Here is an 18477-nt window from a genome sequence, read left to right as displayed (position 1 = left end):
GACGTGACCGATTTCCGCCAGCTGAGGCCGGGGACGAGAGGCTAGATTTGCAGCATGGCAACAACCGCCGAAACAGGCTCTCCCAGTCCGGACCACACCCAGCCGGCCGGCACGCACGACGTGCCCTCCCAGGCGGTCACCCCCGCCACCGTCCAGGCGGTCACCCCCGCCACCGTCCAGGCGAAGGGCGCGACCGACCCCCGCCGCCCCGGCCAGCCGGCCCCGATCAGCAGGCTCGGCATCGCCGCCGTCGTCGTCACCGTGGTGCTGTGGGCTTCCGCTTTCGTGGGCATCCGGGCCGTGGGCCCGAGCTTCTCCCCCGGCCCCCTGACGCTCGGGCGGCTGGCCGTCGCCGCCGTCGTACTGGGCCTGCTGGTGGTGCCGAAGCTCAGGGGGCTGCCCCGGGGACGCGAATGGTGGCCCATCCTGGCCTACGGCGTCATGTGGTTCGGAGGCTACAACGTGGCCCTGAATGCCGCCGAGCACATGCTCGACGCCGGCACGGCCGCCCTGCTGATCAATGTCAACCCCATCCTGGTCGCCGTGATGGCCGGCGTGATCCTGAAAGAGGGCTTCCCGCGCTGGCTGATCATCGGCAGCCTGATCGCCTTCGGCGGCGTGGCCGTGATCGCGCTCGGTTCCGGCCAGCGGTCGACGGCGGACGTGGCCGGCGTGTTGCTCTGCCTGCTCGCGGCCGCGCTGGCCGCAGTAAGCGTGATCGTGCAAAAACCGGTGCTCCGGAAGTTCCCGGCCGCCCAGGCCACGTGGTTCGGCATTATGGTCGGCGCCATCTGCTGCCTGCCCTTCAGCGGCCAGCTGATCACTGAACTGCAGGCCGCTTCCCTGCCGGCCACGCTGGGCCTGGTGTACCTGGGCATCTTCCCCACCGCGATCGCCTTCACCACATGGGCCTACGCGCTGTCCCTGATTGACGCCGGACGCCTCGCCGCCACCACCTATCTGGTCCCGGGCACCACGATCCTGATCTCGTGGCTGGTACTGGGCGAGATTCCGACCATCTGGGGCATGGTGGGCGGCGTGATCTGCCTTGTGGGCGTGGGGCTGACGCGGCGCCGGTCCCGCTAGAGTTTCCCCATGACCCCGTCCCTGCCCCCCGGCCTGCCGATCATTCCAAGCGGCGGGGACGACGGTGACGGCCCGGCAGGCGGGCCGTTCCCGATGTCCGAGAACGACTTCGAGGCCGCCGTGAGCGACGCCCTGGACCGGATCCCGCCCGAACTGGCAAACACCATGAGCAATGTCGCGATCTTCATCGAGGACGACTACACCCCGCAGCCCGGCGAGGACCCCGACACCGTGCTGCTGGGGCTCTACGAGGGGGTTCCCCTGACCGAGCGGGACTCCTGGTGGGACGCCGGCTCGCTGCCGGACCGGATCACGATCTACCGCCAGCCCATCCTGGAGATCTGCGCATCCCGGGAGGACGTGATCGAGGAAGTCACCGTGACCGTGGTGCATGAGATCGCGCACCACTTCGGCATCAGCGACGAACGCCTGCACGAGCTCGGCTGGGACTAGCCTTAGAGTCATGGGACACGACCACAGCCACTCGCACGGCGTCACCGCGACCGGGAAACATCGGAAGCGCCTGATCGTCGTGCTGGCCATCACGCTCGCTGTGGTGCTCGTGCAAACCATTGGTGCCGTCATTTCGGGTTCCCTGGCGCTGCTCGCCGACGCCGGGCACATGCTCTCCGACGCCGCCGGCGTCTTCATCGCCCTGCTGGCCGCATGGATCGCCACCCGGCCCGCCAGCGACCTGCGCACTTACGGATACCAGCGCGCCGAGGTCTTGGCCGCGCTGGCAAACGCCCTGGTCTTGATCGTCATCTCGGTGGTGATCTTCACCGAGGCGATCCGCCGGCTCGGCTCGGCCCCGGAGGTCCACACGGACGTCATGCTGTCCGCTGCGATCCTCGGCGCCGTCGCCAACCTGGCCTCCCTGCTGATCCTGCGCGGCGCCCAGAAGGAAAGCCTCAACGTCCGCGGCGCCTACCTGGAGGTCCTGGGCGATCTGCTGGGATCCTTTGCCGTCATCGCGGCGGCGCTGGTCATCATGATCACCGGATTCCAGGCGGCAGACACCATTGCCTCGATCCTCATTGCCCTCATGATCCTGCCCCGGGCCTGGCACCTGCTGCGCGACGTCGTGGACGTGCTCCTTGAGGCCACCCCCAAGGGCGTGGACGTCCAGATGATCCGCGAGCACATCCTCGCGGTGGACGGCGTGGTCTCCGTCCACGACATCCACATCTGGACCATCACCTCGGGCGTCCCCGTGTTCTCCGCGCACGTGGTGGTGGAGGACGCCGCGCTCGGGGCCCGCGGCGCCGACCGGGTCCTGGACAAGCTCGCCGCCTGCCTGGGCTCCCACTTCGACACGGAACACTGCACCTTCCAGCTGGAACCCGCCACCCATTCGGAGCACGAAGCGCACCAGCACGCCTGAGCGACGGGAGCGCGGTTAACCCGGGGCAGGGCGCCGTCGCCGGCGGCGTTCCGGCTGCTGCGCCGGACGCCGTTTGCTGCATGTGTTCCTCCCTGCGCTGCCCCGGCCCGGCCCGGCCCGGCCCGGCTGGTGCCCCGCCGATGACCTGCCCTCCGGCCAGACACACCCCGCGCAAACGTGGCTAAATGACACCAATGTTGTTTATGTTGTTGGTGTGACTCGTGTTGCCAAAGTGGTCTTTGGCACGTAGCCTCATGCCTGCTGGGTGATCCGCAGAGGGGCTTCTTCACGTGCCAAATCCAACCTCGCTCATTCCAGCCTGAGACTTCAGCGAGGTTTGCCCATGAGCTGGACCGGATCCGGTCGCAAGACGGCTGTGCTGTGCACCGCCGTCGTCCTCCTTGGAACGCTCGCGCTCCCGGCGCAGGCCTCTGCCCCGACTCTTGCGCAGGGGCATGGAGCCCTTCCGGCCGCCGGACGGGTTCCGGCGTCGCAGGAGATCCCCTCGCCGGAAGAGATTGCCGCCGCCAAGTCCAGCGAAAGCGCGACGGCGGCGGAGGTCACCAGGATCGACGGGCTCCTGGCCGATGCCTCGGCCGCCCAGGAAACCAGCCTCGGCGCATCCTTGCAGGCGAACAACGCCTACGGCGAGGCCCTCGTGGAGCTCGCCACGCGGCGTGACGCGGCAACCGTCGCAGCAGCCAGGGCTGCCGCCGCCGGGGCCGAGCAGGCCAAGACCCGCAAGCAGGTCGGCCAGCTGGCCGGCGATTTGTACCGCAACGGCGGCCTGAATCCGGCCCTTAGCAGCTTTGTCAGTGGCACCGGGCAGGCGCTCGAAGATGCCGCCACCCTGGAGGCCGTGACGGCCGGACGCGCACGGGCCTTCCAGTCCGCGGAAACCGCGGCCGCCGCCGCGCAGTCGTTGACGGAGGCCGCGGCAGATGCCAACCGCGCCGCCGACGAGGCGGCCACGACGGCGGAAGCCCGCAAGACCGACGCCGACCGCGCGACAGCTGCCCAGCGCCAGGCCGTGGCGGATGCCAAAGCCCAGCGGTCCGCCCTGGTGGACCAGCTGGCAAGCCTCAGGAACACCACCGCGGCGCTGGAGTCGGCCCGGGTGGACGCCCTCGACCGGCAGCGCCAGCAGGAACGGCTGGCGGCTCTGACCGCCGCTGCCGGCTCCGCCCCGCAGCCGGGCACGGGCTCCCAGCCTGCTGCAGGTTCCCAGCCGGACCCGGCATCACCGGGAGGAGGCGGTTCGGCCGCCCCGCAGCCGGCCGCGCCGGCCCCCGCCCCGGTCGAGGCGCCGCCCGCTGCCGCGCCGGAGCCCGCTCCTGCTCCTGCTCCTGAGCCCGTTCAGGCCCCGGCACCGGTACCCGTTCCGGTTCCTGTGCCCGTCCCGGCGCCGGTCCCCGCACCGATTGCCGGCGGGTCAAACCAGACGGCCATTTCGGTGGCGCTTGGCAAGACCGGATCGCCGTACTTCTACCAGTACGGCGGCACCGGAGCCTACGGGTTTGACTGCTCGGGCCTGGTACAAAATGCATTCGCCGCGGCCGGCAAGTACCTGCCGCGCACGGCCTCCCAGCAGTTCGCGCAGGCCCCGGTCCACGTCCCGCTCTCCCAGGCCCGTCCCGGCGACTTGCTCGTCTGGGGTTCACCTCCGGGGTTCTACCATGTGGCCATCTACCTCGGCGGCGGCCGCGTGGTCCAGGCCCTCAATCCCGACGCCGGCATCACCGTCACCGATGTGGCCGCCATGTCCGGGATGCAGCTCTACGGTTACGCGGCCCGCTACTGAGTGCCGCTACTCGGCCCGCTGGCGGGGCCCTTCGGTTGGTCCCGCTCGTGGGGCCACGCCCTTGGGCCCCGGGTTTTGAGACACGAGGTCCGGGTCCCGGAACTAGGAGAGCACGTCCTTGGTGATGAACCGGCCGTAGGCCAGCGCACCAAAGACGGCGACGTAGCCGGCCTGCAGGACGGCGTTGGCGGCGAAAGAGTCCCAGGAGAGCGGCTGGCGGAGGAGATCGCCAAAGTCCAGCCAGTAGTGGCTGAACAACCAGGGATGCAACCATTCAAGTTGCGGCAGCGCGTCCAACACCTGCGCAACGACCGAGAGCACCACGGTAGCCGCCATGGCCCCGACCGGAACGTCCGTCAGGGTGGAGATGAACAATCCGATCGCGGACAACCCCAGCAGCGAAACCGCCAGATAAGCGGCGATCAGCAGCAGCCGGAGCATGGCCTCGCCGGTACCGATCGTGTCGCCGGATAGCAGGGTCACGGGTCCCACGGGGAAGAGCGCCGCGCCGATGCCTGCTCCGACCAGTGCCACGACGAGCGGGGCAACGACCACGAACAGGGCCGCGCCGGCATATTTGACGAGCAACAGGCGGACCCGCCCGGCCGGAGCCACCAGCAGATACCTGAGCGTTCCCTGCCCGGCCTCGCCGGCGATCGTGTCTCCGGCCACCACACCGACAGTCAGCGGCAGGAACAGCGGTACGGAGACCACCATCGCCGTGACGCCTACGAACAGGCCGTTCTGGGTGATCCTGTCCAGGAAGGCGGGCCCTCTGCCGGACGGCACGGCTGAGGAGACCCGCACGGCCACGGCGATCAGGACGGGGATGGCCGCCAGCGCGCACAGCATGGCCCACGTCCTGCGGCGGCGGAACAACAGGCCGAGCTCAGAGGCCAGCAGGCCGCCGGCCAGGGACCGGCGTCGGCCTGGCAGGCTCGCCGCCGTAACGCCGGTGGCGGCGTCACCCGCCGCTCCGCTTGGGCTGCCGGCCGGGCTGCCTGTTGAGGCCCCCGACGGGCCGCCCGCGGATGAGCCCTTACTGGACAACGTCGAACCCCTCCCCCGTCAACGCCACGAAGCGGTCCTCCAGACTGACCTGTTCGGTCGCGAAGCCGCGGACCCGGACCCCCGCTGCCACGAGGGCGGCCACCACGGCTTCGGGTTCCACGGCTTGCAGCCCCGCGTCCACGGCCCCTGCCGTTTCCCGGGCCGCCGGGGCCGGCGCTACCGCCGGTGCAGGCAGCGGCGCGAAGAGGACCGCGTCGGGCCCCGCGGAAGCGGCGCCGTCGGGACTCACCGTGGCAGTCAGTCCCAGCCCGGCCAGCACCTGCGCCGCGGTGCCGGGGTCCGGCGTCAGCACGCGGATCCGCGCCTGGCCCGCCCGGCGCAGCTCCGCCAGGGTTCCCTGCGCCACTAGGCGTCCCGCGCTCATGATGGCCGCATGCGTGCAGATCTGTTCCACTTCGGCCAGCAGGTGGCTGGAGACGAACACCGTGGCGCCGTCGGCCGCGAGCGAACGCACCAGGCTGCGCACTTCCCGGGTGCCCTGGGGATCCAGTCCGTTGGTGGGTTCGTCCAGCACCAGAAGGTCCCGCGGCGCCAGCAGGGCGTTGGCGATCCCCAGCCGCTGCTTCATGCCCAGTGAATAGGCGTGGACCTTCTTGTCCGCCGCGTGCGTCAGGCCCACCCGGTCCAGGGCCGACTGGACCCGGGCCCGCCGCGTGGCGGCCTGACCGTAGGGATCCGCGGCGTCCATGCGGTGCAGGTTGGCTGCGCCGGAGAGGAAGGGGTAGAAGGCCGGCCCCTCGACCAGGGCGCCGACCCGGGGCAGGACGTCATTGAGTTTCCCGGGCATCTCCTCGCCCAGGACGCGCATGGAGCCGCCGGTGGCCGAGGCCAGGCCCAGCAGGAGCCTGATGGTGGTGGTCTTCCCCGAGCCGTTGGGGCCCAGGAAGCCGAAGACGGCCCCTTTCGGCACGGCGAGATCGACATCGTCGACAGCCAGTTGATGGCCGAACCGCTTGGTCAGGCCCCTGGTCTCGATGCTCAGCTCGGTGCTCAGCTCGGCCGCCGGTCCGGCGGCACTCACGCGGCCGTCACCGGCAGGTCCCCGGAAACCGGGCCCGTATTCACTTCTGCGCGGCAGCGGCCTGGAGCCGCTCCACAGGCACCGAGCCGGCAAAGATCCGCCCGTCGTCGAGCATCAGGACGTTCACCAGCGCGGTGGACAGGAGCCGGCCGCCCTGGACCGGGACGGTGAGCTGTTGGAGCGGTGCCGCCGCGTCCGACGTCGGCTTCTGCGTTCCCGCCGGGAACTCAACCACCGCGTCCCAGCCGGACCCGGTGACGGCCGGCTTGCGTGCGCTGTCCTTGGCCGGGGGCGTCGCCTTTTCGGAGTCAGTGCCGTGCTTGTGCTCCGGGACCGGGATCTCCTTGACCGTGGCGCCCGGCGGCGGGCTGAACGCGAAGACGGACGCGTCGGGGGCCGCAAGGGTCAGGCTCGTGTAGGCGACGCGGAAGGCGGGATCCGACTGTCCGCGGGCTTTGACCTCAACGCCCAGCGGCAGGCCGGTCTGGCCGTCCACGGCAACTGCGATGGACGAGACCAGGGTGGCGTCGGACTTCGGCGTGAGCACCAGGTTGTACGCGGGCCGGCCTGCCACCTGGACGTCGGCGCCCACCGTGACGTCAGTGCTGGGGTCGATCTTGGCCAAGAACATTGCGGCGAGCTGGTCCGGGGTGGCCGTGGCGTCCTTGCCGCTGTTGTGGGCGTTGCCGGCGTCGGCCGGGAGTTGGACGTGGGAAGCCGTATTGTCCTTGGAGTTGTAGAACCACACGTCGTTGCCGTTGCGGACGGCGTTCCGTTCGGCCAGCTGGTCCATCACCTGAATGCGGGCGTGGTCCGGGCCGTCGCGATAGACGCGCGCGGTGTGCGGCCCGGTCAGCAGTTCGAGCCAGGCGGTGCTTGAAGAATCCGCGCCTGGACCGGTCTTGGGAAGTTCGGGAAGGCCGAGCTCCGAGGACTGTTCCAGGGTTCCGGAGAGGGCGGGCTCGCTGTGCTGGGCGATCAGCTGCAGCACCTGTTCGGGCGTCTTGGGCGGCAGCGGATCCCCGGCGCTGGCGGGCAGGGATCCGGCCAGCGCACCGGCGGCGATGACGGCGGGAACGGCCACGGCGGGCAGCCACCGCAGCCACGTGCGGGTCATCGTGACCGCGCCCCAAAAAGAAGTGATTCACAATTCCGCGTCTCAAGAACGCGTGCTCCAGCAGTGCAGCTCATACATCAACAGTACGCCTGGCCCCGGCCGCGCGGTGTCCTACTTCAGCACGTTGATGGTCAGCTCGACGGCGCCGAGCAGGAGCGCGAGCACCGAGGTGCCAAGGCCGGCCACGAGCAACAGCCCGGGATGCGCGAGGCCCACCACCACCCGCTTCAGCCGTGGCCTGTCGCGCAGGAACTTCTTGGGCACGGTGCCGGATTCCGGGGCTTGTTTCCAGCCCCGGAGCCGCCGCAGGAACCAGGCACAGCGGATGATGAACGCCAGCCACAGTACCGAGACCACCAGCGGGATCGCGGCTAGCAGGAGGTTGAAGCCCACTGCGGTGACCTCGCGTTCGGACGCGCCGACGAGCGACTGAAGGGTCGTTGAGATCGAGGCGCTCATGACCACGGACACGCCCCACACGAGGAACGCGGCAATCAGGGCGAGGAAGCGGACAAAGAAGTGGCCCAGCACGGAGTCCCGGCGCGGTTTCAGGTACCGGCGCGGGGTCGCGTGCAGCAAGGCGATGCTGGCCAGCAGGGTCGGCAGCGCGGCCATGGCCACCAGCACATACCAGGACCAGCCTGCCAGGTCCAGGAACTCGTCGGCCACGATCAGCGCCGCCCAGAACCCGGCCCACCCCCAGCCGGCCGTCAGCGGATGCTCCACGAGCCACGCCGGCAGCCATGCATCCCGGTCCGGGGACCGGAGCCGGCCGGAAGCTTCCGGGGCGTGCGCCTCCGGCGCGGTGGCTTGGGGCGCGGGGGTTTCCGGCGCGGTGGCTTCGGGCGCAGGAGTTTCGGGCGGTGCGGTCTCGGCTACCGGGGCGCCCGTGCAGGGCATGCCGCTTGCCCCGGGATGCTGGCCCTCCGAACCGCGTGCTTCGCTCATGGGCCCACTGTAGCGAGCAGCGCTACCGTGACGGCATCACGGCGCCGGTGTCACGGTGCCGGCGGCGCCGTCGACCGTGATGTCGTGGCCCGTGGCGATCCGCGATGTCGCGTCGGGTACGCCCACCACCGCGGGGATGCCGTATTCCCGCGCGACGACGGCGCCGTGGGAGTTGGGGCCGCCCATTTCCATCACGAGGCCGCCGGCCGTCAGGAACAGTGGCGTCCAGCCGGGATCCGTAGATGGCGCCACGAGGATCTCGCCCGGTTCCAGGTGCGCGCCCTGCGGGTCCAGGATCACGCGGGCCGGGGCAGTGACGATGCCGGCCGAGGCCGGCGTCCCGGAGAGCACCCCCGCCGATCGGTCCGCGTCCCCGGCACCCCGGCTGCCGGCGTCGGACTGCACGGCTTCGGGCTCGGTGCCATCCGAAAGCAGCACGCGCGGAATGTGCCGCCGGCCCAATTCGGCCAAGTACGCCTCCCGGCGCTGCTGCACGATCCCGCGCAGCGCGGCGCCGCCCAGGCCCGCGTGCGCCTCGTCCAGGTCGAGGAAGAAGATATCGTCCGCCGCCTCGATGACCCCTGCTGCGGCGAGTTCGGCCCCCACCGCCGCGAGCTGCTGCCGGACAGCGCCGAGCGCCTCCACGAGGTGGTACTTGGGCAGTTCACGCAACCCGGCGAACATCCGGGTCCGTCTCAGCGCGGCCCGGACAAGCGTTCCGCGCAGGCGGCTGCGCTGCTTCGCCGCAGCCACAAGCCGCTCCACCTGCGCGTCCGCCTCCCGCGCCGCCTTCTCAAATTGCCGGTCCGGGGCGAACGCCGGGTCATCCACGCGCAGATAGTTGGCCAGGACGCCGAGGATGTGGGTCGGGTCGTCAGACCAGCGGGGCATGCCGAGGTCGATTTCCGCCACGGCCCGGTGGCCGTACCGGCTCAGGAAGCCGGAGAGCCCGGACTGCACGACGCCGGGAAGCTCCCCTGTCCGGTAGCGCCGCGCCAGCTCGGGCAGTGCGGTCCGGCCGAACACCGCCGCCGCTGCGGAGTCCTTCCGGATGGCGGCAGCCAGCGCCCAGAGGTCGAGGTCCATTTCGGTGGTCACGTTGTTGGGCAGGCCCCGCAGGACGTCCTGCAGTGCCCCGTTCCCCGGGCTTCCCGCGAGTTTCCCGGCCGCGGCCAGCAGCGCGAACCCCAGCGCGGGCAGCGGCATGAGGGCGGGAACCACCGGAAAGACGTTCCGGCTGAGGATCCGCTCAACGTGGTCCAGTCGCTGCGCGGCCGTGGCGGCGGCGGGCACTGTGAGGGAGGCCCTGAGCTGTTCGCCCACACGGTCGGCCCGGCGCAGCGCGTCCTCGGGCCGGAGCAGGCCGCGGACCAGGGTCTCCGGGACTCTCGCCCGCGCCGCCACCGGGGCGACGCGGCGCAGGAGCCGCCACGGCGAGCTGGTGACGACGGAGAACCTGGGATCGGCGAAGAGCTGGCGCAGCACAACCGCCGACCGCGCCTCCATGATGTCGAAGACCCGGGGGACGAACGCGCGCCCGGCCTTGCTCCGGACCACGGGAGTGAGGTCGAAGAAGATGCGCTGTCCGGCCTCCGCGTACGGCGGGGGGCCGTCCCGGGGCACCGGCACCGGGAAGTGCGCCGCCTCCGCCACGGAGGATGCAATCAGCCGGATGCCGGCGAGGCCCATCGGCGTCAGCGGCCGGGTCAGGCCCTGGGCCAGGCTGAAGCACAGATAGACGCGCGGCCCCGGCCCGGTCGGCGGCTTGTCCGGCATCGGATAGAGCGTGGTGATGGGCCTGGACTGGGTCAGCCACACGGCACCGTCCCGGCCGATGGCCCATTCGAGGTCCTGCGGCGAGCCGAAATGCACCTCGGCACGGCGGCCCAGGAGTTCCAGCACGGCCAGCTGGGCATCGTTCAGGCTTGGCCCGGACCCGGCTCCCGGCTGTGCCACCCGCTCGGTTCCGCCGCCGGGGAGGGGACGGATGAGCAGTCCTTTGTCCCCGATCCGCCGCTCCAGGATCGTTCCCGTGGCACCGTCGATCACGAAGTGGTCCGGGTTGACGGCCCCGGACACCACGGCCTCCCCCAGTCCCGGGCTGGCGTCGATGACGGCCTCGTGCCGTCGCCCGGTGACCGGGTTGGCTGTGAAGAGCACCCCCGCCACGGCCGCGTCCACCATGCGCTGGACCACCACCGCGAGGGACACCGCGGACGGGCCGATTCCCTGCACCGCCCGGTACGTCACCGCGCGGTCGGTCCACAGCGAGGCCCAGCACTGCCGGACGGCGGACAGCACGGCATCCGCGCCGACCACATTCAGGAACGTGTCCTGCTGGCCGGCGAAACTGGCAAAGGGCAGGTCCTCGGCGGTCGCGGAGGACCGCACCGCGACCGCCGTATCGTCGCCCAGCGCCGCATAGGCGGCCCGCACGGCAGCATCGATGCCGGCCGGGACGGCGGCGTCGAGCACCATTGCCCGGGCCTTTGCGGCGAGCGAGGCCAGTCCGGCCAGGTCACCGGGGGCGGTTGCGGCGATGGCATGGTGCACGTCCGCCAGCGCAGTGGAGGCCGTGGCGTCCAGATAGGCCCGGGTCGTCAGGCAGAAGCCAGGGGGAACGGGCAGGCTCGCCCGGGCCAGCTCGCCCAGGTTGGCCGCCTTGCCGCCGGCCTCGGCCAGCATGTCCTGGCCAAGACTTTCCAAGGCCAGGACCGGTGCGTCCTGGGCCAGGACCGCGTCTCCGGACGGGTCCGGCCTCCGGGGGTGCTCCATGTGCGGACCGTCCTTCCGGCGTCGAGCCCGTAGCCTCAGGCGGTTAGGAGTCGCCGAGCATCGGGCCGAAGCTGGCCCTGTCCGCCAGCCGGGGGTCGTCGCGGTCCGGCACCACCATGACCGGTCCCTTGGCGTGGTGGAGGACGCCGTCGGTTGTGGAGCCCAGCAGCATTCCGGCGAAGCCGCCGCGGCCGCGGGTGCCGAGCACCACAAGTTCCACGTGCCGGCTGGCGCCCACGAGAATGTCGACGGGAGAACCGTCCACGAGCTGGGTCTCGACCTCCAGTCCGGGGAAGTGGCTCCGCACCCAGGCCACGCCGGCGTCGAGCTGGACCTTGATGTCCGCGAACAAGGCATCGCGGTCCATCGGGGTGGGCACCCAGGCCAGTGAGCCGGTGTACTGCGGCACGGCGCACACCAGCCGGAGCCGGGCGGAGAGCCGTTCGGCCTCTGCTGCGGCCTCCAGCACCGCGATGCGGGCCTGGTCGGAGCCGTCGACGCCGGCCACCACGACGTTCTCGACAGGCTGGTGGCCCGACTTCGCCCGTTCGGCCAGGACGTGCTTGTCGTCAGTGATTTCCCCCAGGCGGTCCGCGCAGATCAGCGGAACGGTGACGGTAGGGCACTTCGCGTGGGCGGGCAGCGCGCTGCTGACGGAGCCGAGCAGCCGGCCAACAAAGCCGCCGCGGCCACGGGTTCCGAACACCAGAAGTTCTGCCGTTTCGCTGATATCCAGCAGCACGCCGGAGGCGTCGCCGTTCTCCACGGACGCGTCGACGTCGATGTTGTAGCCGGCCACCTTGTCCAGGGCGTGCTTGAGGATGGCTTCGGCGCCTTCGCGGATCACGGAGTCGTCCACGGTGGCGTAGCCGCCGTCGAGCCCGGATGCGGCAAAAATCGGAACCGAATAGGCGGTCACGATGTGCAGCGGGCGGCGACGGCGCTCGGCCTCGCGGGCTGCCCACACGAGGGCACAGTGGCTGTGGTCGGAGCCATCCACGCCCACCACGATGCCACGCGGAGGCGCCTGCTCGCCGCCGGTCTCCCCTGCCGGGTCCGGATGCACCTGTTCACGGCCCATGGGTCCGCCTCCTCGCGATTCTTGCCTGATGTTGCGGCTATTCTGCCAGAAGTACCGGCGCCCGGCGTTCACCGGCGAGGCGGCCCCGAATCTGCGCCCAGGAACCCCTGATTTTCCTCACTATTCCCCCTTAACTTCGAACACACAAGACGGCGGTTCGGGCGGGTCCGGCGGCCCTCGGCCGAAGGATTTACGCAGAGTTAACACGCTGTTTCCCGGCCCGGTTTCCCGGGCATTCGGGGCCGGAGCCCCACGACGGCCGGCACGGAATCCGCGAAAATCCGGGACTTCGGCCAATGTCCTACCTTCCCTATCCATCGGCGCGAATCTTGGGTATCCTTCGAGGCGTTGCTGAACCGAGACCGGCATTACAGAACGCAGCTACTGGGGTTGCTGCGGCCGGAACCAGGTTTCGGTCAGCGTCCGGGGTTTCACCCCGCGACTGGCACCATTTCGAGGAGGAACCCTGCAGTGTCGAGCATGCCTTTGTACGGCGGGATTGAGCGGACTACGGCCGTAGTCATCGGGACGGGTCTCTCCGGGCTGGCTGTGGCCAGCGAGCTCCAGCGCCGCGGCGTCGCATCCATCATTGTGGACGGCCTGGACCTTCTGGGGTCCGGCCATCCGGCCAACACCTCATCGCTCCAGCGCTGCGACGCGGCAGATGCCGCGAGCCTGAAGGAGCGCAACGAAATCCTGCGGCACCTGCGCAATTACGCGGCAAGCCACAAGCTCGATGTGCGGAACAACATCCGGGCCCTGCAACTGGACCACCTCGAGGCCGGGGCGGACGGGGCCCCCACCGAGCAGTGGGCCGTCCAGACCCCCGGCGGTGTCCTCCTGGCCGACCACCTCGTCCTGACCCGCTGCGCCCACAGCCAGCTGCGCCGCATGCTCTCGCAGCTCGGCATGGCGGCCGGACAGAACCTCATGACGGCGATGCATGCCCTCGGGATGTACCTCGTGGGGGTCGGCGAGCTCATCACCCCCACACCGAAGGAGGTCCTGCGCCAGGCCAAGGTGGTGGGGCAGGCGATCTCCGCCAAGGTCTACCCGGACGGCCACCCCACGCTCCTGCCCGGCGGCTTCGCCCTGGCGGCTCCCGCTTAGCAACGCGGGGTCAGCGGTGGCCGGGCGCCGGATGGGCCTTAACTGACCCCGCGTTGCTTTTGGTTCAGCTGTCGGCGTCGCTGCCTGAATCGCTGACGATGTCGCTGTCCGCGTCCGGGGTGAGGCGGCGTTTGGCCATCAGGCCCAGGGCCACCAGGATGCCGACCCCCACCGCGACGAAGCCCATGACACTCCAGGGAAACGGCTGCGATGCATCAGGCACCGGGGCCGGCGCCTGCGTTACGCCCGGCTGGGCGGTGCCCATCGTTGGGACTGCGGAAGCCGCCGTCGTGCCAGATGCTGCCGCAGTGGCGGTGAACGTGAAGCTGCCCTCGATCGGGTGGCCGTCGGAGCTGGCCACCCGCCACCGCACGGTGTAGAGCCCTGCAGGGGCGCCGGACTTCAGTTTCTGTGAAGCGACGTTGTCCACGATCTCCACGGAACCGTCCGCCCAGTTGGCGCCCGTGGCGTCATTGACCAGGATCTCCGAGCCCAGGGCCAGAGGATTGTGGTTGAACGTGACGGAGACCTTGTCCGGCGGGGTGGCCACGGTGGCTCCGGAGGGCGGGCTCGTGGACTCCGCGGTATCGTGCGCCGACGCCGGGCCGACGGCTCCCAGCAGGACGGCCGCAAAGACGACGGCGCCCAGCAGGGCACTCAATAGGTGTCGGACAGGGCGCATGGGCAGGCTACTCCTAGTGTTGTCTTCCTTACAGACTAGGCGAAAACAAGGGGTTGGCCGCGGGGCTCCCAATAGGATTTAGCCAACACCCATCACTCCCGGAGGACTAATGCTCAAGCAGGGCTCTGCACTCGACCGGTATTTCAAGATTTCCGAGCGGGGGTCGAACTTCTCGCGCGAGATCCGCGGAGGGTTCGCCACGTTCTTCGCCATGAGCTACATTGTGGTGCTTAACCCGCTGATCCTCTCCGGACCGGACTCGACAGGAACGACGCTCGGCTTCCCCGCGGTCGCCGCAACCACCGCCTTCGTGGCCGGCATCCTCACGATCCTCATGGGCGCGTGGGCCAAGCATCCCTTTGCCCTGGCAACCGGGCTCGGTGTCAACGCATTCGTCGCCGTCACGGTGGCCACCAACCCCGGGCTGTCCTGGCCGGACATGATGGGCCTGGTCATGCTCTCGGGCATCACCATGCTGATTCTGGTCCTCACCGGCTTCCGGACGGCCGTGTTCAAGGCTGTGCCCGACGGGCTCAAGACCGCGATCGTGGTCGGCATCGGCCTCTTCATCGCCCTGATCGGCCTCGTCAACGCGGGCTTCGTGCGCCGCATCCCGGATGTCGCAGGCACCACCGTTCCGGTCGGCCTGGGCTTTGACGGCAAGCTGCTGGGCTGGCCCACCTTCGTGTTCGTCTTCGGCCTGATCCTGACCATCGCCCTGGTGGTCCGCAAGGTCAAGGGCGCCATCCTGATCGGCATCGTCGCCTCGACCATCCTGTCCGTGATCCTGGAATCCACGCTGCACATTGGTCCCAGCTTCGACGGCAAGACCCACAACCCGCAGGGCTGGTCCCTTGTGGCGCCCAAGTTCTCCGAGTGGGCCGCCCCGGACCTGTCCCTGATCGGCAAAGCCAACCCGTTCGGCGCCTTTGAGCACCTCGGCTTCGTCGCTGCCACCCTGTTGGCCTTCGTGATCCTGCTCAGCATCTTCTTCGATGCCATGGGCACCATGGTGGGCCTGGCCACCGAGGCCGGCACGATCGACAAGGACGGCAACATCCCCAACGTGGACCGTGTGCTGCAGGTGGACGCCCTCGGCGCGATCATCGGCGGCGGCGCTTCCGTCTCCTCGAACCAGATCTACGTCGAATCCGGCGCCGGCATCGGCGAAGGGGCCCGCACCGGCATGGCATCCATCGTCACGGGGCTGCTGTTCCTCGTGGCCATGTTCTTCACCCCGCTGATCAACCTCGTGCCATTCGAGGCCGTGGCCCCGGCCCTCGTGATCGTCGGCTTCATGATGGTCTCGCAGGTCGGCAAGATCGACTGGCAGGACTTGGGCATCGCGATCCCGGCGTTCCTGACCTTCACCCTCATGCCGTTCACGTACTCGATCGCCAACGGCCTGGGCGCGGGCTTCATCACCTTCGTGCTGATCCGCCTGTTCCAGGGCCGGGCCCGCGAGGTGCACCCGCTCATGTGGGTTGTGGCTGCCGCGTTCACGCTGTTCTTCGCGATCGGCCCGATCGAGGCGGCCCTCGGCATCCACTAGGGTCCTCCCGCCTTTCCCTTGCGCCGAGTTGGGATTTCGCGGCAGTGTTTTTCGAAAACATTGCGGCGAAATCCCAACTCGGCGCTCTTGGTTGGCCGCCACCGTTTGGCCCCCGGCGGGTGGAGTTTCCGGGATTCCGGACAGTCCCGGGGCGCAGCGGCTGGTGTTCGGGTCCCGGCTGCGGTGAGCTAGAACCATGGATTCTTCTGCGCTCACCGTTGATGTCCCGCCGCAGCCCTGGACCGGGCGGTTCGATGGCGACGGCGCCGAGCACCGGCGGTGGTGGCAGGCCGTGGCCCCCTACGCCCCGCCCGCATGCCCGGCCACGGCCTCCTCCCGGACCCGGCCCGCCGTCATCCTCGGCTTCGGCAGCGATGAGGGCGTGCGCCGCAACAAGGGCCGCACCGGCGCCGCGGCCGCCCCCGCCGCCATCAGGGCCGCTCTGGGTCCGCTCGCCTTCCACCTCGACCGGGACGTGCTGGACGCCGGCGACGTCACCGTGCGCGATGAGTCCCTGGAGGCCGGGCAGGCACGCGCCGGGGTGGCGATCTCCCGGCTCATCGATGCCGGACAGCTTCCGGTCGTGCTGGGCGGCGGCCACGAAACCGCGTTCGCCAGTTACCTCGGCGTCGCCGGATCGTCTGCCGTGCGCGGGGGCCTGAGAGTGGGCGTGCTGAACCTCGATGCCCACTTCGACCTCCGTGACGAGGCCGTGCCCAGTTCCGGGACGCCGTTCCTGCAGATGGCCCGCGCGGAAGCCGCCGCCGGCCGCGAACTGCGCTACGCCGTCGTCGGCATTTCCGAGCCGAACAACACACGGGCGCTGTTCCGGACCGCAGCGGAACTCGGCGTGGACTACCTGCTAGACGAGGACTGCTCGGCGGAGGGCGCCCAGGCGTTTGTGGCGGCGTTCCTGGCGCAGGTGGACGCGCTGTACCTCACGATCGATCTGGACGTGTTGCCGGCCTCGGTGGCCCCCGGGGTGAGCGCCCCGGCCGCGTACGGGGTGCCGCTTCCGGTGATCAGTGCCGTGTGCCGGCAGGTGGCGGCGAGCGGGAAGCTCCTGCACCTGGATGTCGCCGAGCTGAACCCGGAGTTTGATATCGACGCCCGCACCGCGAAGGTGGCCGCCCGGCTGGTCAACACGCTGCTGGGGTAGGCGTCAGCCGGCAGCCGCCGGCGGGGGCCCGGACGCGAGGGCCTGCCGGAGGAGTGCCTGCGCGGACCAGCGCATCGACGCCATGGCCTGCTCCCGTGAGAGCCCGCCGATGTCCGTCAGCCAGACGAGGGCCTCAATGCCGATCGCGCTGCGCACGGCCAGGGCCAGCGCCCGGATCCCGGGACCTGACAACGTCTCTTGGAGTGGAGCGAGCGCTTCCTCGATCCAGGCGATCGCCCGGCCTTGCCGCAGCGGCAGAGCCTGCGCCGGCTCCGCCGGGTCGCGTTCCAGGGACAGCCTGAGCATGGTGCGCTGCTGCGCCTCCGTGTTGACGATCAGCCTGGTGAACTCCAGCACCACGGCGTCCAGCCGCTCCGCGGGGTCCTCGGGGGCGTCCGCCGGCAGCAGGGACTGCCGGACCGTTTCCGGGTGGGCCGCAGCGAGGAGCTCGCGCTGGCTTGGGAAGTACCGGTAGGCCGTGCTCCGGGCGACGCCGGCCGCTGCGGCGGTGCCATCAACTGTCGGGGCTTCCCCCGCCGCCACCGCCTCGCGGGCGGCCGCTACCAGAGCCTCGAACGTGCGGCGCTTTTGGCCCGTCCGGCCTGCGTCCTTGTAGGGGGTTGACATGGAATTCATGGTACCTCAGTCTTGTTATGGGACATCAGTCCCATAAATTGCTCAGAAGCGATCCCGAAGAGGCGATCCCATGGAAGCGGTCAGTAGCCAGGCAACCATCATCCGGACAAAAGGACAGGGCGAGCGCCGCTGGTTCTTCGGCGGAGGAGTTCACACCTGGAAAGCCAGGGCCGGGGAGACCGGCGGGGCGTTCCTGCTCTTCGAGGACCAGATGGCCGGCGGCAAGATGACACCGCTGCACAGCCACCCCGATTCGGATGAGACGATGTTCATCCTCGAGGGCGAGATCCTCATGCATGTCGACGGCGAGGAGCACCGGATCGGCGCCGGCGGCCTCGCCGTGGCGCCGCGGGGAGTTCCCCACGCGTTCATGGTGGTGTCCGACTCCGCGCGGATGCTCTGCCTGCACACGCCCGGCTGCTGCGAGGCCTTCTACTGGGATGCGAGCACGCCGCTCTCCCCCGACGACTCTGCCGATGGTTCGTCCGGCGGCTCGGCCGACGGTTCAGCCCCGGCGGGCCCCGTGGACTTCAGCAAGGTACAGGAGTCGGCCCGCAGGAACGGCGGCATCGTGCTGTTGGGACCGCCGCCATTTGCGGCGCACTAGCCGCGGCCGGGGGCAGAGCCCGCCGCATCCGGGTCGGACAGCGCCCGGCCCCCGCCGTATCCAGTCCCCGCCGTGCGGGGGCTGTCGAATCGCCCTCCCGGAACGCCACCCGGAACGCAGAAAGTCCCCGTCCCTTCCCGGGCCGCGCAATGCGGAGCCGGGGAAGGGCGGGGACTTTCTTGTGCGTGTTAGACGCGGCGCACCTGGACGCCGTCGGACTGCAGGAAGAGCTGCGTCTCGGACGGCCCGGCGGGGACCAGCCAGAGGACGTTGCCGCTCAGTGAGACTTCTTCAACCTCACCGGCCGCAATGACCTGTGCGTGCTTGACGATTTCGACCCGTTCGCCGACCCGGAGGCCGCTCCAGTCGGAAACCGTGGCTGCGGATGCAAGGCGTCTGGACAGTACCGTGCCGCGTGCTTTCATTGAACTTCTACCCCTTTGTATG

17 protein-coding genes are annotated in these 18477 nt (G+C 70.0%); 8 read left to right on the top strand and 9 right to left on the bottom strand.

Features of this window, described 5'->3' with window-relative positions:
* Positions 1-54: 54 nt before the first annotated feature.
* From BLR03_RS05225 to BLR03_RS05210, 4 genes are all read left to right on the top strand, one after another.
* A complete protein-coding gene (locus BLR03_RS05225; protein WP_091250366.1) occupies positions 55-1086 on the top strand; it encodes a DMT family transporter in 1032 nt (343 codons plus the stop codon).
* A gap of 9 nt (positions 1087-1095) precedes the next feature.
* Positions 1096-1539: a metallopeptidase family protein gene (locus tag BLR03_RS05220; RefSeq protein WP_091250363.1), complete on the top strand. Its 444-nt coding sequence runs from the start codon at positions 1096-1098 to the stop codon at positions 1537-1539.
* Between the two features lie 10 nt (positions 1540-1549).
* On the top strand, positions 1550-2470 hold the full coding sequence (locus tag BLR03_RS05215; RefSeq protein WP_091250359.1) for a cation diffusion facilitator family transporter: 921 nt from the start codon (positions 1550-1552) through the stop codon (positions 2468-2470).
* 343 nt (positions 2471-2813) lie between these two features.
* The gene (locus BLR03_RS05210; RefSeq protein WP_091250356.1) at positions 2814-4271 is read left to right on the top strand and encodes a C40 family peptidase; all 1458 of its coding nucleotides are present in this window, start codon (positions 2814-2816) and stop codon (positions 4269-4271) included.
* A gap of 102 nt (positions 4272-4373) precedes the next feature.
* Here the strand turns inward: BLR03_RS05210 and BLR03_RS05205 are convergent, their stop codons facing one another.
* The 6 genes from BLR03_RS05205 to BLR03_RS05180 all read right to left on the bottom strand — a co-directional run bounded on the left by BLR03_RS05205 (position 4374) and on the right by BLR03_RS05180 (position 12284).
* Positions 4374-5207, bottom strand: coding sequence for an ABC transporter permease (locus tag BLR03_RS05205; protein WP_091250609.1), 834 nt, complete (start codon positions 5205-5207; stop codon positions 4374-4376).
* 103 nt (positions 5208-5310) lie between these two features.
* Entirely contained in the window at positions 5311-6363 is a 1053-nt protein-coding gene (locus tag BLR03_RS05200; protein WP_091250354.1) for an ABC transporter ATP-binding protein, read from the bottom strand.
* 40 nt (positions 6364-6403) lie between these two features.
* Positions 6404-7480, bottom strand: a complete 1077-nt coding sequence (locus BLR03_RS05195; protein ID WP_091250352.1) for a LolA family protein — start codon at positions 7478-7480, stop codon at positions 6404-6406.
* Positions 7481-7591: 111 nt separating this feature from the next.
* Positions 7592-8428, bottom strand: a complete 837-nt coding sequence (locus BLR03_RS05190) for a hypothetical protein (protein ID WP_091250350.1) — start codon at positions 8426-8428, stop codon at positions 7592-7594.
* Between the two features lie 36 nt (positions 8429-8464).
* Positions 8465-11203, bottom strand: a complete 2739-nt coding sequence (locus BLR03_RS05185; RefSeq protein ID WP_091250347.1) for a PEP/pyruvate-binding domain-containing protein — start codon at positions 11201-11203, stop codon at positions 8465-8467.
* 43 nt (positions 11204-11246) lie between these two features.
* Positions 11247-12284: a universal stress protein gene (locus tag BLR03_RS05180; RefSeq protein WP_091250346.1), complete on the bottom strand. Its 1038-nt coding sequence runs from the start codon at positions 12282-12284 to the stop codon at positions 11247-11249.
* Positions 12285-12764: 480 nt separating this feature from the next.
* Here BLR03_RS05180 and BLR03_RS05175 point away from each other — a divergent pair, with 480 nt between their 5' ends.
* On the top strand, positions 12765-13394 hold the full coding sequence (locus BLR03_RS05175; protein WP_091250343.1) for an NAD(P)/FAD-dependent oxidoreductase: 630 nt from the start codon (positions 12765-12767) through the stop codon (positions 13392-13394).
* A gap of 64 nt (positions 13395-13458) precedes the next feature.
* Here BLR03_RS05175 and BLR03_RS05170 read toward each other — a convergent pair whose 3' ends face one another.
* Positions 13459-14076, bottom strand: coding sequence for a copper resistance CopC family protein (locus BLR03_RS05170; protein WP_091250342.1), 618 nt, complete (start codon positions 14074-14076; stop codon positions 13459-13461).
* A 109-nt stretch (positions 14077-14185) separates the two neighbouring features.
* Here BLR03_RS05170 and BLR03_RS05165 point away from each other — a divergent pair, with 109 nt between their 5' ends.
* Positions 14186-15628, top strand: a complete 1443-nt coding sequence (locus tag BLR03_RS05165) for an NCS2 family permease (protein ID WP_091250339.1) — start codon at positions 14186-14188, stop codon at positions 15626-15628.
* 196 nt (positions 15629-15824) lie between these two features.
* Positions 15825-16787 (top strand): formimidoylglutamase, encoded by a 963-nt coding sequence (gene hutG, locus BLR03_RS05160; protein WP_091250336.1) that lies wholly within the window; start codon positions 15825-15827, stop codon positions 16785-16787.
* Positions 16788-16790: 3 nt separating this feature from the next.
* Here hutG and BLR03_RS05155 read toward each other — a convergent pair whose 3' ends face one another.
* Positions 16791-17414 carry a TetR/AcrR family transcriptional regulator gene (locus tag BLR03_RS05155; protein WP_175460414.1) on the bottom strand — a complete coding sequence of 208 codons (624 nt, stop codon included), beginning with the start codon at positions 17412-17414 and terminating at the stop codon, positions 16791-16793.
* A gap of 79 nt (positions 17415-17493) precedes the next feature.
* Between BLR03_RS05155 and BLR03_RS05150 the strand changes: the two genes are divergently transcribed.
* Positions 17494-18030 (top strand): cupin domain-containing protein, encoded by a 537-nt coding sequence (locus BLR03_RS05150; protein ID WP_091250332.1) that lies wholly within the window; start codon positions 17494-17496, stop codon positions 18028-18030.
* 188 nt (positions 18031-18218) lie between these two features.
* Here BLR03_RS05150 and BLR03_RS05145 read toward each other — a convergent pair whose 3' ends face one another.
* A complete protein-coding gene (locus BLR03_RS05145; protein ID WP_091250330.1) occupies positions 18219-18455 on the bottom strand; it encodes a hypothetical protein in 237 nt (78 codons plus the stop codon).
* Positions 18456-18477: the final 22 nt, after the last annotated feature.

Source organism: Arthrobacter sp. ok909 (assembly GCF_900104405.1).
Taxonomy (GTDB): Bacteria; Actinomycetota; Actinomycetes; order Actinomycetales; family Micrococcaceae; genus Arthrobacter; species Arthrobacter humicola.
The sequence above is the reverse complement of the archived record's forward strand: the minus strand, read 5'-3'. Positions and strand labels throughout refer to the sequence as shown.

Bases quoted from the DNA above. Each gene is read 5' to 3' on its own strand.
- BLR03_RS05225 (WP_091250366.1), top strand. From the start codon at position 55: ATGGCAACAACCGCCGAAACAGGCTCTCCCAGTCCGGACCACACCCAG.
- BLR03_RS05220 (WP_091250363.1), top strand. From the start codon at position 1,096: ATGACCCCGTCCCTGCCCCCCGGCCTGCCGATCATTCCAAGCGGCGGG.
- BLR03_RS05215 (WP_091250359.1), top strand. From the start codon at position 1,550: ATGGGACACGACCACAGCCACTCGCACGGCGTCACCGCGACCGGGAAA.
- BLR03_RS05210 (WP_091250356.1), top strand. From the start codon at position 2,814: ATGAGCTGGACCGGATCCGGTCGCAAGACGGCTGTGCTGTGCACCGCC.
- BLR03_RS05195 (WP_091250352.1), bottom strand. From the start codon at position 7,480: ATGACCCGCACGTGGCTGCGGTGGCTGCCCGCCGTGGCCGTTCCCGCC.
- BLR03_RS05190 (WP_091250350.1), bottom strand. From the start codon at position 8,428: ATGAGCGAAGCACGCGGTTCGGAGGGCCAGCATCCCGGGGCAAGCGGC.
- BLR03_RS05185 (WP_091250347.1), bottom strand. From the start codon at position 11,203: ATGGAGCACCCCCGGAGGCCGGACCCGTCCGGAGACGCGGTCCTGGCC.
- BLR03_RS05180 (WP_091250346.1), bottom strand. From the start codon at position 12,284: ATGGGCCGTGAACAGGTGCATCCGGACCCGGCAGGGGAGACCGGCGGC.
- BLR03_RS05175 (WP_091250343.1), top strand. From the start codon at position 12,765: ATGCCTTTGTACGGCGGGATTGAGCGGACTACGGCCGTAGTCATCGGG.
- BLR03_RS05170 (WP_091250342.1), bottom strand. From the start codon at position 14,076: ATGCGCCCTGTCCGACACCTATTGAGTGCCCTGCTGGGCGCCGTCGTC.
- BLR03_RS05165 (WP_091250339.1), top strand. From the start codon at position 14,186: ATGCTCAAGCAGGGCTCTGCACTCGACCGGTATTTCAAGATTTCCGAG.
- hutG (WP_091250336.1), top strand. From the start codon at position 15,825: ATGGATTCTTCTGCGCTCACCGTTGATGTCCCGCCGCAGCCCTGGACC.
- BLR03_RS05155 (WP_175460414.1), bottom strand. From the start codon at position 17,414: ATGTCAACCCCCTACAAGGACGCAGGCCGGACGGGCCAAAAGCGCCGC.
- BLR03_RS05150 (WP_091250332.1), top strand. From the start codon at position 17,494: ATGGAAGCGGTCAGTAGCCAGGCAACCATCATCCGGACAAAAGGACAG.
- BLR03_RS05145 (WP_091250330.1), bottom strand. From the start codon at position 18,455: ATGAAAGCACGCGGCACGGTACTGTCCAGACGCCTTGCATCCGCAGCC.